Genomic DNA, 12766 nt, shown 5'->3' on the forward strand with positions numbered 1-12766 from the left:
GTCGTCAGAGTATTTCGGAGAGCGCGGGGTTTTCTCGTAGCAAGGGTTCCGGTTGGGTTTCTGTTTGAAGTTATGCGGCAGCGCTCTGATGCTGCAAGCGGCGTTTTCTGATGGTCTGTTTCTTGATCTCCTCTCTCATGGACAGGATCTGCGCGCTGTGGCCGTGGTAGACGTCGGCGGGCGTCAGGTTTCCCAGGCTCTCGTGGTATCGGCGATTGTTGTAGTATTCGACGAAGGCTTCGATCTATCGCTCGAGATCGCCGGGCAGGAAGTAGCTTTCCAGCAGAACGCGGTTCTTCATAGTCTGATGCCAGCGTTCGATCTTGCCCTGGGTCTGGGGATGATGCGGCGCCCCCGAACATGATCCATGCCCTCGTCTTCGAGAAAGACAGCGAGATCCTTGGCGACAAAGGACGAGCCGTCGCCAATAGTCGCTCGAACTGGTGGCGCGTCCATTGGCAACTCGCTGAGAAGGCGAGGCTTGTGCACGACCGTCACGTCGTCGCAGCCTGACGCCACCAGCGCCAGTTCCAGCGTCTCGGTCAAGTCGCTGGCCTTCATCGTCGTGCAGAGCTTCCACGCGACAATTTAGCGGATGTGGTCGTCGAGGATCGTGCTGAGATAGAACCAGCCCCAGCCGATCACCTTGAGATAGGTGAAGTCGGTCTGCCAGAGTTCGTTGGGCTGGGTTGTCTTGTCCCGGAACTCGTCGGCCGCGCGGAGGACAACATGGGCCGGCGCGGTGAGCCGGCGCGGTGATCAGGTCGGTGGCTTTGCTGGACGGAATTGACGAAAGTCAGACTTCGCGTCGATGGAAGAGTTCCACAGGACAGCGCGCCAGTCCGCCCATCTGGTTGGCGTTATTCCATTGTGGTTGCCGGTTCTGTCCAACCAGCTTCTTTCAGACCCGCTACCAATGCCTCGACAATCTCGTCGGTGGCCTGATGCATGCGGTAGACCGCCGCCGGATCGCGCCCGATCAACGGCCAGGCCTCGGCCATGGCCGCCAACTCGGCGCGCGCCGCTTCCATGTCGCCCAGCTTGGCATGGTTCATCGCGGCGAACGACAGGCCAACAGCCGAGCCCAACTTGGACGATTTCTCGGCCGCGTCGAGGGAGCGGGCGTAGTCGCCGTCGAGATAAGCATAGACCGCGATCATATGATGGTACCACCCCGGCGGATTGGCGCTGCGCGCAACCGCCTGCTCGAGATAGGTCAGGCCCTCCCGATCGCCGCGCACCGCCAGCCGCCAGCCCATCTGTGCGAGGATGTCGGGATCGTGCGGATTGAGCGCCAGAACCTGGCGTTGAAGGGCCTCCGCTGCAGCGTAGTCGCCCTGGTAGAACGTAATTGCCGCGAGGGCCGACAGCGCACGCTGGCTGCTGCCATCGATTTCAACCGCGCGTGACGCTGCATCGAACGCCGCAGCCATTTCTGCAGGGCGCTCGGCCTCGGCAACGACGTCCATCCGCACCGCGTCGAGATGCAGCCAGCCGAGCATCGCCCAGGCGTCGGCATAGCCGGGATCGCGCACGACCGCCTGATTCAGGCAAGCCATGGCTGGCGCCAGGAGCGCGTCCTCGAAGCTCCGCCTGTAATCATAGGCGCGCAGGATGCAGGCGTAGCTCGGCATGCTGGGCGCGCTGTCGCTGTCCATGCGCTGCGCTACGGCCTCGTTCACAGCGCCGTAGGGCTCGCCGAGTTCGGTAGAGATTGCCACCGCAAGATCCCTTTGCGCCCCGATCAGATCGCTCGGGGTGAGCGGTTTGTCGTAGCTGCCACTCCAGCGGACCTCGCCCGACTGCGCATCGACCAGCCGAGCGCGGAGGTGCACATGGCCATTCTGCGATTGCATGATACCGGTCACGACATAGGAGACCCCCAGGTCGCGCCCGAGGGCCACCGGGTCGGCACCGGCATCCTGACGAAAGCTGGCTGTGGTCGAGTAGACCCGGAAGTTCTGAAAAAGCATGAGATTGGCGATCAGTTCCTCGGTCACGCCCGAGGCGATCATCTCCATCTCATCGATATCGCCGAACGCCTCGAACGGCAAAACGATGAGGGCCGGCGTCCTGGCCTGGGTTGCTTCCGGCTTCGCGCCGCGCAGCCCGAAGAACGCGGCCGCGATCGCTGCCAAGCCGAATATCGCGAGAAGGGCTGCAGTCAGTATAAGGCGCCCGCGGCTGCGCCCAGCCGGGAAGCCCGCCTCGGGTGAGGGCGTCACGGTTGGGTCCGGGTCCGGTAGCGCCGCGTCTGGTGGAGCGGCGTCAGGGAGCGGCGTCGGGGTGGCCGTGGCCTTATTCTGCCATTCGAAACGCGGGACGTAGGCCCCTTTGGGAATGGTGATGCGAACGGGATCCTGGTTGCCGGCGTCGACATAATAGCTGTCGAGGTCGCTGCGCAGCCGCCGTGCCTCGAGACGCACGACCGGGTCGGATTGCTGATCGAAGGTTTCGTCCCGTCCGAAAACGGCGATTGCCACGGTGGTGCCCTTCATCCGGGGACCGCGACCGGCCAGGGCCTCGTCAACGATGAATTGCAGCATCACCCGCCGGCGTTGGCTGGCGCGGAAGGATGCGTTGTCCAGAATCCGCTGCAACTGCGCCCGGATATCGACTTCGGAGGGGGGAGGTCGGGATGTCGTCGTATCGGCTTGGTGGGCATCGCGCGCTTGTTTCATTGACCAGCCCTGTAAAACGATCGCCTTCTGGCCGCCTATCAATCCGCCCTCTGATACAGGACGCCGCGGCACAATGAAACGCCCATTTGGCCGCCGCTGGCCGGGGTCGGATGCGTCAGCTTTCGAAGAATACTGCAAGTTCGAACATGTTCGCACCTCCCAGATCAGGAGTTCTTGAGGCCCAGTGGCGTCTGAATATGTCCTGGGGAGAGTATCGATGCCAAGACTATCCGCTCTCGTGGAGCGGTTTCCAGAGCGAGAACTGGAGATCCTCAGGCTTTGTGCCCGGGACACCGAGTTTCGGTATGTCTGCGAAGACTACGAAGCGGCGGTAAAGGCGCTCCGGCACTGGCAAAGCGTCGATACCAATGCACTTCGAGTAGTCGAATACCGCCAGCTCGCGGGCGAGATCGCTGATGAAATCACAGAGCGTCTGGGCGCCGGATCCGCGTCCGTCACATCGCTTCAGGACAACCGATCCGGACAGGCACCCAGATCGACCCACGAGGTGTGGGAGAAGACCAACACGCAACGGGAGATGGAATGATGAAATTTAAAAGACGTGACGGGTCCGTGGCCCACCGCGCAGGAGCGCTCTTCGCGAGCGCGCTCGCGCTGGGCGCGTCAGCCTTCGGGCTGACGGCTCCGGCCGACGCGCAGGATGCGGCGAAAAAACCCAACATCCTGTTTATCATGGGCGACGACATCGGCTGGATGCAGCCGTCGATCTACCATCGTGGCCTGATGGTCGGCGAAACGCCGAACATCGACCGGATCGGTGCTGAAGGTGCCATGTTCACCGACTATTACGCCGAGCAGAGCTGCACGGCAGGGCGCAACGCCTTCTTCACCGGCATGCAGCCGCTGCGTACCGGCATGATCATGCCGCAACTGCCGGGCAGCCCAAGCTACCTTCAGCCTGGCACCCCGTCGCTTGCTGTCTTCCTGCGGGATCTCGGCTACAACACCGGCGAGTTCGGCAAGAACCATCTCGGGGATCATACCGATGCCCTGCCAACTGCCCACGGCTTCCAGGAGTTTTGGGGCTATCTCTATCACCTCGACGCGATGCAGGGGGTGAGCTTCCCCGACATCAACACGTCCGCGACCGACCAGACCATCGCGCCGCCTTGCAAGAACACACCGATTCCCGGACTGGCAGAAGTGCCCGGCGCCGTCGACCCGGCGACGACCATCTGCCTGACGCCGCCGCGTCCGGTGATGTACTGCACGTCGAGCGATGGAACCTCGGCCAACCAAACCTGCAAGGACGAAGGTCCGCTGACACTGGAGCGCTCCAAGACAATTGACGAGGAAATCTCGGCACAGGTCATCGACTTCCTCGACCGCAACGACCCCGAGGAGACCGGCAAGCCGTTCTTCGTCTGGTACAACCCGGCCCGAATGCACATCACAACCGTCTTGTCGGACAAGTATCTGGCCGAAGTCGGTGAGGCCGGCGGCAAGGACTGGGGCGTCAACGAAGCCGGCATGAAGCAGATGGACGACAATATCGGTTATGTGCTGCAAAAGCTCGAGGAGATGGGCGAGCTCGACAATACCATCGTCGTCTTTACCACCGACAACGGCGCTGAGACGATCACCTTCCCCGATGGCGGAGTGACACCGTTCAAGGGCGGCAAGTTGAGCACCTGGGAAGGGGGCATGCGGGCGCCGGCGGTCATTCGCTGGCCAGGCAAGATCGAACCCGGCACCGTGCTGAACGACATCTTCGCGTCGCTCGATTGGCTGCCGACGCTGGTCGAAGCGGCCGGTGGCCCCAAGGGCAACGATCTGAAGGCCGAACTTGAAAAAGGCACCTACCCCGGGATTGTCAAGACTACGCTCGATGGAGTCAATCAGATGGCGTATCTGACCGGCGAGTCCGACGCGGCAGCGCGAGACTACTTTATGTATTACTCGGGCAAGGATCCGTCGGCGGTTCGCTTCAAGAACTGGAAGATGTATTTTGCCATGGTGTCGGATGACCCGTCCGGCTTCATTTCGGGCGTTATGCCGTTCCACTGGACCCAGGTCGTGAACATCAAGCGCGACCCTTTCGAGACGTCTATCGGGCAGCAGATAAAGACACTGTTCGGAATGGGCGGCGCGATTGCCGCTCCCATGACGGCCTATGTCTACGACTGGAACATTCTGCCGCTCGGCCAGCAGCTGTGGCTCAGGGAACTTGAGACCTATCGCGACTTCCCGCCGATGCAGGATCCGGCCAGCTACAATCTTGAGCAGGTTATCCAGCAAGTGAAGAACATGAACACGTCGAGCCACGCGGGCCACTAACTCGAAAGCTGGATGACTTCAGTGAACCAGCGTCAGGCACCCGGGGATCGGGCGCCTGTATCAGACCAAACCTGCCGCGGCGTGCATCACGGCCCGCCGCGGCAGCTAGGCTCCCCGAACCTCGATCTTCTCAGGACCTCGAGCAGAAAAATAACACAAGAACAGGATATGAAATACGCCGCACTTGGGTTGGCTGCTGCAACCGCGCTGATCTTGTCAACCTCCGGGGCCCACGCACGCGCCGACATCGGCGTTCTGACGTGCAAGCTGACGGATGTCAAAAACGACATCGTCTATTCCAGGGAGGAGTTCGCCTGCGAGTTCAAGCCGAATGTCGGCGATACGCAGACCTATTACCGGCGAGTTCAAAGCGCTCGGCGTCAATCTGTCGGTCACGAAGGACGTGACGCTCGTCTGGGCCGTGCTCGCTCCGTCGGGGGACCCGACCAAGGCGAGCTCGCTCGCTGGCAAATATTTCGACGGAACCGCGGCAGTCTCGCTCGGCGCAGGCGCAGCGGCGAACATTTTCGTCGGCAGCGGGGCGGACACGTTCACTCTCCAGCCGCTCAGTGCCTCGGAGATCCTCGGGGCCGGCGCCTCACTGGAGGTCGAGGAAATCGACCTGCGCTGATTTATGTCCGGGAGGGTCCGGAAGGACCGTCCCTCACCCAGACCTGGAAGGGGCCACTATGACGCAACGCTCAAGACTACTTACCGCCGCGCTTGCCGCGCTGTATCTCCCGATCGCCTCATCCGCCCTGGCGCAGGGTGCCGGCGCCAAACCCAATATCCTTGTGATCTGGGGGGACGATATCGGCCAATTCAACATCAGCGCCAACAACTTCGGCATGATGGGATACCGCACGCCGAATATCGACAGGATCTACGTGGGAGGCGCCATGTTCACAGACTGGTACGGGCAACAAAGCTGTACTGCCGGGCGAGCCGCTTTCATAACCGGGCAGTCTCCCATTCGAACCGGCCTGACCAAGGTTGGCCTGCCAGGGGCGCCGGAGGGAATGAATACTCTGGACCCGACCATCGCAGGTCTGCTCAAGCCGCTGGGCTACATGACGGGCCAGTTCGGCAAGAACCACCTGGGCGATCTTGATGAGATGTTTCCGACCAACAACGGCTTTGACGAGTTCTTCGGCAACCTCTACCACCTGAACGCCGAGGAAGAGCCGCAGAGCCCAGATTACCCACAGAACCCGGAGTTCAAGAAACAGTTCGGCCCGCGAGGTGTCATCGAATCGACTGCGAATTACGACGACAACGGCGCACTCATCGGACAGGATATCGTGGATACCGGTCCCCTGACACGCGAGAGGATGGAGACGGTAGACGAAGAGGTGACGGAACGGGCGCTCGCTTTCATGGAGAAGGCGCATGCGGCAGACAAGCCCTTTTTCCTGTGGTGGAACTCCACCCGGATGCACATCTTTACGCATTTGAAGCCCGAATCGCAGGGCGTGACCGGCCTGGGCATCTATGCCGACGGCATGGTGGAGCACGACAAAATGGTCGGCCAACTTCTCGACAAGCTCGATGAACTGCGTATCGCCGACAATACCATCGTCATGTACTCGTCGGACAATGGTGCCGAGACCTTCACATGGCCCGATGGTGGCACGACGATGCTCAAGGGCGAGAAGAACACCCAGTGGGAAGGCGGCTTCCGTGTTCCAACGGCGATCCGCTGGCCAGGTACGATTGAGCCGGGTACAGTCATCAACGAGATTGTGGCCCATGAGGACATGTTGCCGACCCTGCTGACCGCGGCCGGAGAACCGGATATCAAGGAGCGTCTTCTCGAAGGTGGCATCGAGGCCATCGGGCGGAGCTACAAGGTTCATCTCGACGGCTATGATCTGACTGCGGCCCTCAAGGGCGAGGCGGAATGGCCTCGCGAGGAGTTCATCTACTGGACGGACGACGGCTCGGTTGCGGCATTGCGGTACGGTGCCTGGAAAATGACGTTCCTGCGCCAGAACGCCGAAGGCTACAAGGTCTGGACCACGCCCTTCGAGGTCTTGCGTGCGCCATCCATCACCAATCTGATCATGGACCCGTTCGAGCGCGCCGAAGCCGAGGACGCCATGGGCTATCAGCGGTGGTGGATCGAGCACATGTTCGTCATCGCCCCGGCCGGTGCCTATGTCGGGCGCTGGCTCCAGAGCTTCCAGGATTTTCCGCCGAGGCAGAAGCCCGGCAGCTTCAATCTCGACCGTGTCATGGAAGCGGTCCTGGCAGGCTCGTCGGGCAACCAGTAGGATTGGATCTGATATGCAGCACCCGCAATTCTTGATCCATCGGCGCGGCCTATCTCCCGAGCTTCCTCGAACCGCGACGGACGGCGGATAAGGCTCTGGCTGCGGTCATCCAGGAAGCCTACGTGCACGGCGTCTCGATGGGTTCGGCCGACTGTCCGCTTAAGGCAATGGGGGAGGGCAGGATGTCGAAGAGCCAGGTCAGCCGGCTCTGCGCCGAGATCGAGGGCGATTGCGCCTTCCGGAAGCTACTTGGCATCGCCCCGGGCGGTGACGGTGAGCACCTGACACCGGGTGAGGAAGACGCTTCCTAGCGCGCCGAGGCCGTGGGGGCCCTCGTCGAGCAGCACGGCCTCACTGAGGAGAAAGCGCATCAGTTCGTCACCGCCGCCCAGAACGGCTATCTGCGCCAGATCCAGATCCGCAACCCGGAGGCGTGGGACGAACTTGGCCTCGGGCCGGTGCCAGAGGATGAGTGATCGTTGAGTAACGCAGGCCATCATCGCCGAGGTGCCGGGCGCGGAGAGGGGCGGGAGAAGCCGCCTGGTGCTCAGGTTACCCGAGGAGATCTTCGCCTTCTGACGGGCCACGGAGAGCGCCTCAAGCGACGTCATCGGGGATCTCCTGCGCCAGCTCCTGCCGACTGGCCAGAGAACTCTCGACGAGGAGCAGGGAAGGTCAAAAGGACGGTCGCTTAAGACTGGCCGTTGCTTGAATCTGCAACGCTTATCGCAGACAGACAAAGTCGGAACCCGAACCCGGAGACGACGCCATGCCCGACGCCCTGATGCTCTTCCAGCCACTCAAGCTGCGTGGCCTCAAGACCCGCAACCGCGTTGTGATCTCGCCCATGTGCCAGTATTCGGCGCACGATGGACACCTGGACGACTGGCATCTTGTCCATCTCGGCCGGTTCGCCATCGGCGGTGCCGGCATCGTGTTCACCGAGGCCACCGCCGTGCAGAAAAGAGGGCGCATCACACATGGTTGCCCGGGCCTCTGGGCCGACAGCCAGATCCCCGGGCACACGCGGGTTGCCCAGTTCCTGCTGCGCCATGGCGCCATTCCTGCGATCCAGCTGGGCCATGCCGGGCGCAAGGCTGGAACGCAGCGGCCCTGGTTCGGCAACGGCCCCCTCGGCGAGGACGATTTCGCACGCGGTGAAATGCCGTGGACGCCCGTGGGCGCCTCGGCGATCCCGGTCGCAGAGGGCTGGCCGGTTCCGCATGAACTGACCGTGGCCGAGATCCAGGCTCTGATCGCGGATTATGTATCGGCCGCGCATCGCGCCCGCGAAGCCGGCTACCGCATTGTCGAGATCCATGGCGCCCATGGGTATCTCGTTCACAGCTTTCTTTCGCCTTTGTCGAACAGGCGAACGGACGCCTACGGCGGTGATCTGAAGGGGCGGATGCGGGTTGCCCTCGAAATCGCTGAAGCAATACGCGCTGCCTGGCCCCAGGACCTGCCGCTGTTCTTCCGGACCTCGGCAGTCGATGGCGCCCCCGAGGGCTGGAGTCTCGATGATACGGTCGTTCTTGCCCGTGCGCTGAAAGCGATCGGGGTCGAAGTCATGGACTGTTCGTCGGGCGGCATCGCGGGCTCCGCGATGGCGGGTGGCGGACAGAAGCGCCAGCCGGGGTTCCAGGTGCCTTATGCCGAACGGGTCCGCAAAGAGGTCAGCATGCCGACCATGGCCGTGGGCCTTATCACCCATCCTGAACAGGCCGAGGGGATCCTTGCCGACGGAAGCGCCGATCTCATCGCCATCGCACGCGAGGCGCTCGCCAATCCGAATTGGGCGCTCCATGCCGCGCGCGATCTCGGGCACGACACCACCTTCTCGGCCTGGCCGGAACAGTCCGGGTGGTGGCTGGCTGCGCGGGAACGGACGTCCGAGTTCTACAAGCCTTGCGGTCATGCAGCAGAAGCACGATGACCAGAAGAAAGGCGACGAGATAGGCCAGGAACTGGACCAGCGTCGCCAGCAAGGGCGTGGCCTCGCTCGTGACCTGGTGGGAAAAGGCAAGCGAACATCGTTGCGGTTTGGCCGGGAAAAATCGGCGAGACGTCCCCAGAAATCAATGGCTGCCAAAATGCTCCGAACCCGTAGGCGACCCAACGCCACGAAGGTGACCCGACAATACCGGCGTCAGCAGCGCTGAGGGTGAACTCAATCAGGGCCATGACCCCAACAACCCACAAGAGAAACGCTGGTGCACCAACCTGCTGGTCACGGCGAACCTTGGAGGAGGTCGGGGTAGTTCGGAAATGCATGGCCTGATGCCTCGTCCAATAGCGGGGTGGTGGGAACATATCCTCCAATCTTGACCAGCGGGCAACCAGACCATCGACCACGACCCCACAGGAGGCCGTGGAAGCCGCCAGAGAGGGCATTCTGGCCGTTGCCAGGGGGAAGGAGGTCAGCATGTCCGAGGAAAGGTACCGAAGATCATCGCGACCATTTTGCTGTCGCTGCTGGGTTCAAACTCAGTAGCGTCGATCATAGTGTGCTCACGTCCTGATGACTTCGCGCCGCGTCTGCTTCGTCTTCATCGCCCGCGTCATGCTCGGGAAGGCGGGCTGTTTTGACATCGGCGGCGCTCCTCTTGTGGATCCGCCAACCCTATCAGATCATGCCCACGGGCGAATGTTTTTCAGACTTTCCTACAATTCAAGTCGCCGGGCTTCCTTTCCTCCGTCCGGTCCTCGCGGCCCGCCTGCAGCCCGGCCATGAGTTCATATTACCTTGCGTCACTCAAACTGTGCTAACCTCTCCCCGTGGGACTGCGGACGACAAACGATCCGCATGGTGCGGGCGCAGATCCGGGTCCCCGTTTTCAGGGAGGACACAGATGCCACGTTTTATCATCACCGGGAACTATACTCAGGCCGCCGCCAAGGGGATGCTGGCCCATCCGAGCGACCGCGGTGCAGCCACCGGCGCGCTGATCGAGGCTGCCGGCGGCACGATGGAGGCCTTCTACGCCACCACCGGCCCGACCGACTTCATCATTATTGCGACCACCGATGACGTCACCGACATCATTGCGTCGCTGATCGTCGCCGGGGCCTCGGGCGCGGCCAGCAACCTGCAGACGCAACGTGCCTTCACCTCGGAGGAACTCCTAGCGATGCAGAAGAAGGCCGTTGATCTCGCGGCTGCCTATTCGCCGCCGGGCTGAGCCCAAGGCACCTCCGCTACTCTCGGCGCGCCGGGCGCGGCCCGGGCTTCAGTCGGAGCTGGGGACGGTTGATCAGGAAGTTGGATAACTACACCGGGTCCACACGCATCACCCAAGATGCTCACGTGGGTGGATAGGTAGCCTCCCTAATCGGCAGGGAGGAACTTCAAAAAACAATGCCGACCCTGTGAGCGCGTAGGATGGTGCGGCGAGAGGCTGACACCCCCCTCGCCGCACTCCGGGTGGCAGGTGTCTGTGAGGGAAAAGGAGACACCGTGCACCACACTGAGGCAAACGGTTGGACATTTAAGTGACGTACGGGTGAAAACACGGCGGCGAGTGGTCCACTCAGCACCACTCGCCGCCTGCACGATATAATTCATTGTTGGAAACTGACAGGTAAGTAGCTTTGAATGTCAGTTGGTCAAGAAAGTTTCCGAGAGGCGGCGCGCGGACTACGCTGCAGCGGTGACGGCGCAAAGAAAAGCGACGAGCGTCAATGAGGGACGCTCGCCGCGAAAATGCTGGAAACGGGCGGTTTCAAAACTAGCCTAGAATACGGCAAGAGTGTGGCGAAAGTATGACCAGACATTCCCAACTGGTCTGCCAGTTGATGGCAAGATCGCCTGATTTCGCTCTCTGATCAAGCATTGCGCGCGGCAGGCGGTGCTCACGTAGACTGGAACACGTGATTGTAGGCGGATCGGGCTGGGACACCCGCGCCGGCCGGCTCGAGCTTGCGATCCCGAAGCTGCGCTAGGGGAGCTATCTAACAAGCTCCCGCGAACCGCGGCGGATGGCGGAAGAGGCTCTGGTCGCCGTCATCCGGAAAGCCTAGGTCCACAGCGTCTCGACGCGCTCGGTCGATGATCTTGTGAAGGCCATGGGTGCGGGCGGCATGTCGAAGATCCAGGTCAGCCGGCTGTGCGCAGAGATCGAGGGCGAGCAGGCCTTCCGGACTCTGCTCCGGATTACACCGGGCGGTGACGGGGAATAACTCACACCGGATGAAGATTACATCCCCAAGGCCGGCCCCGCGACCGTCAGGACCTGACTGACCACTCCATCCGACCTTTCAGATGGCCCTGCCAGACGAGCCGGGCCTCTGCGTTTCTGCGCCCTCGTCAGACATCTGTCCGGATACGTATCGAGGGGGCGACGCCACTTCCCGGTCCCGAAACTGTCCGGATACCTATGGGGTGGCAGCCCGCCTCCCGATCCAAACGGCAGGGGGCCACCATGCGCTACCACCTCTTCCAGCCCATCCTCTCCGACGCGCGCTACCACGAGGTCAACAGCGCCGGACGGAGCAACGTCGACTGGAGTAACCCGCATCTCGACCTGACCTCGTGGCTGCAGCCTGAGGCAGCCGCAGGACGCGTCACCGACGCCCTTGATGCCGAGCTCTTCACCCACGCCTGCACCGTCGAGACTGGCGACCTCGAAGCGCTCTTCGCGTTCACCAACAGGGTGGCACCGGACGCCGGAAGGCTGCTCGCCAGCCAAAGCCGGGGGCGCTACGGTTCCGTCGGCGACGACGGCAAGGCATATGCCTGCTGCAGCTTCGGCTGGGCGGAGCTGCCCGACAGCCTCGCCGGCCGCTTCAAGCCAGTCACCTGACCGGATGACCCGCCGCAAGGCGGGGCCGCGTGCCGCAAGGCGGCGCTTCCACCACCCGAAAGGACACCACTATGACCAAGAAACCCGGCTGGGGGCCGGTCCGCCCATGGACCTGCCTCGGCCAGATCCTGCCGGCTGACGTGAAACCCGGCGACCTGATCCGCTCCGACCTGATCGTGCGGGCGGACCACCTCTCCTACAGCCGCAGCCAAGGGCGACCGGACTACCACGCCTCCTTGGAGTGGCCCTTCGTCAACGGCTCTGCCTTCATGGAGAAGCTCCCGCACTTCAACCACGGCACCCACATGGTCGCCTCGTGGTACCAAGTCTGGCAGGGGTCGGACCCTGAGGATGCAGATCTGGATATGACCGCCGACGAGGAGAAGCTGCTCGAAGTCCTGCTGGAGGCGATGCGCGCCCCGGAGGTCGAGATGGAAACCACAACCGAAGGGGCGGACAGATAGCGTCCGGAAAGGAACACCATGACCAGAACGACCAGCGTCTCCTCCAAGCGCGACATCGACACCATGACCGAAGCGATGCCCCAGCGTCTGGAAGGCGTCGCGACAACATCCAAGGAAAGGAACCAAATGACCGAACAGACCAACCGCTACAACGCCGCCCTCGACTTGGCGCGGGCTGTCATCATGGGCGACGGCAAGCGCGCCGAGGCCGTGGGGGCCCTCGTCGAGCAGCACGGCCTCACTGAGGA

At 62.4% G+C, this 12766-nt stretch carries 10 protein-coding genes and 4 pseudogenes; 11 read left to right on the forward strand and 3 right to left on the reverse strand.

Annotation, left to right across the window (positions count from 1 at the left end; all coding sequences use genetic code 11):
• Window positions 1-70 precede the first annotated feature (70 nt).
• Both EU800_RS27600 and EU800_RS18925 read right to left on the reverse strand, forming a co-directional pair.
• Window positions 71-747, reverse strand: a pseudogene (locus EU800_RS27600) (transposase); the annotation flags it as partial.
• Window positions 748-860: 113 nt separating this feature from the next.
• Complete coding sequence (locus EU800_RS18925) at window positions 861-2681, reverse strand: hypothetical protein (protein ID WP_129634648.1); 1821 nt, start codon at window positions 2679-2681, stop codon at window positions 861-863.
• A 217-nt stretch (window positions 2682-2898) separates the two neighbouring features.
• Here EU800_RS18925 and EU800_RS18930 point away from each other — a divergent pair, with 217 nt between their 5' ends.
• The 5 genes and pseudogenes from EU800_RS18930 to EU800_RS18950 form a co-directional block, all read left to right on the forward strand.
• Entirely contained in the window at window positions 2899-3228 is a 330-nt protein-coding gene (locus EU800_RS18930) for a hypothetical protein (protein WP_129634650.1), read from the forward strand.
• Window positions 3228-4979 (forward strand): arylsulfatase, encoded by a 1752-nt coding sequence (locus tag EU800_RS18935; RefSeq protein ID WP_129634652.1) that lies wholly within the window; start codon window positions 3228-3230, stop codon window positions 4977-4979. The genes EU800_RS18930 and EU800_RS18935 overlap by 1 nt, the downstream gene beginning before the upstream one ends.
• A gap of 168 nt (window positions 4980-5147) precedes the next feature.
• A pseudogene (locus EU800_RS29130) lies at window positions 5148-5610 on the forward strand (DUF992 domain-containing protein).
• 58 nt (window positions 5611-5668) lie between these two features.
• The gene (locus EU800_RS18945) at window positions 5669-7252 is read left to right on the forward strand and encodes an arylsulfatase (RefSeq protein WP_129634656.1); all 1584 of its coding nucleotides are present in this window, start codon (window positions 5669-5671) and stop codon (window positions 7250-7252) included.
• A 47-nt stretch (window positions 7253-7299) separates the two neighbouring features.
• A pseudogene (locus tag EU800_RS18950) lies at window positions 7300-7476 on the forward strand (transposase); the annotation flags it as partial.
• A gap of 21 nt (window positions 7477-7497) precedes the next feature.
• On the opposite strand, the gene EU800_RS18955 reads toward EU800_RS18950, so the two are convergent.
• On the reverse strand, window positions 7498-7863 hold the full coding sequence (locus EU800_RS18955) for a hypothetical protein (protein ID WP_129634658.1): 366 nt from the start codon (window positions 7861-7863) through the stop codon (window positions 7498-7500).
• Window positions 7864-8021: 158 nt separating this feature from the next.
• Between EU800_RS18955 and EU800_RS18960 the strand changes: the two genes are divergently transcribed.
• From EU800_RS18960 to EU800_RS18985, 6 genes and pseudogenes are all read left to right on the forward strand, one after another.
• Complete coding sequence (locus EU800_RS18960; protein ID WP_129634660.1) at window positions 8022-9188, forward strand: NADH:flavin oxidoreductase/NADH oxidase; 1167 nt, start codon at window positions 8022-8024, stop codon at window positions 9186-9188.
• Between the two features lie 916 nt (window positions 9189-10104).
• On the forward strand, window positions 10105-10434 hold the full coding sequence (locus EU800_RS18965) for a GYD domain-containing protein (protein WP_129634662.1): 330 nt from the start codon (window positions 10105-10107) through the stop codon (window positions 10432-10434).
• Between the two features lie 709 nt (window positions 10435-11143).
• Window positions 11144-11374, forward strand: a pseudogene (locus EU800_RS18970) (transposase); the annotation flags it as partial.
• A 299-nt stretch (window positions 11375-11673) separates the two neighbouring features.
• A complete protein-coding gene (locus tag EU800_RS18975) occupies window positions 11674-12054 on the forward strand; it encodes a hypothetical protein (protein WP_129634664.1) in 381 nt (126 codons plus the stop codon).
• A gap of 71 nt (window positions 12055-12125) precedes the next feature.
• On the forward strand, window positions 12126-12518 hold the full coding sequence (locus tag EU800_RS18980; RefSeq protein ID WP_129634666.1) for a hypothetical protein: 393 nt from the start codon (window positions 12126-12128) through the stop codon (window positions 12516-12518).
• 18 nt (window positions 12519-12536) lie between these two features.
• On the forward strand, window positions 12537-12766 hold a 230-nt coding region (locus EU800_RS18985), incomplete at its 3' end, for a hypothetical protein (protein WP_129634668.1).

Source organism: Tropicimonas sp. IMCC6043 (assembly GCF_004146235.1).
Classification (GTDB): domain Bacteria; phylum Pseudomonadota; class Alphaproteobacteria; order Rhodobacterales; family Rhodobacteraceae; genus Tropicimonas.